Origin of the sequence: Staphylococcus pasteuri (genome assembly GCF_030547725.1) — a bacterium.
Taxonomy (GTDB): Bacteria; Bacillota; Bacilli; order Staphylococcales; family Staphylococcaceae; genus Staphylococcus; species Staphylococcus pasteuri.
Genome location: NZ_JAUOQO010000401.1, coordinates 1 through 266 on the forward strand (window position 1 = coordinate 1; position 266 = coordinate 266).

Annotated in this window: 1 protein-coding gene; it reads right to left on the reverse strand. The window is 43.2% G+C overall.

The genetic code is table 11. The features are described from left to right. The coding region (locus tag Q4528_RS14145; RefSeq protein WP_439848942.1) for a flagellin N-terminal helical domain-containing protein at positions 1–266 on the reverse strand (266 nt) is incomplete at both ends.

The window sequence follows — 266 nt, forward strand, 5'->3', positions numbered from 1 at the left end:
TTCATTGGCAGAGTAAACCGCTAATTGACGAGCACGTTGGTAAAGTGAGTTAACTTCTTCAAGCGCAGAATCCATAACTTCAACAAGGCTGATACCTTCATTTGAGTTACGAATTGCTTGTTGAGTACCAGTGATTTGGCGATCTAAGTTTGAAATGATTGCTAGGCCAGCGGCATCATCAGCAGCTGTATTTACGCGCTTACCAGATGAAAGACGACCCATTGCTTCTGAAACCATACCAGATGTTTTTGACAGCTGACGTACAG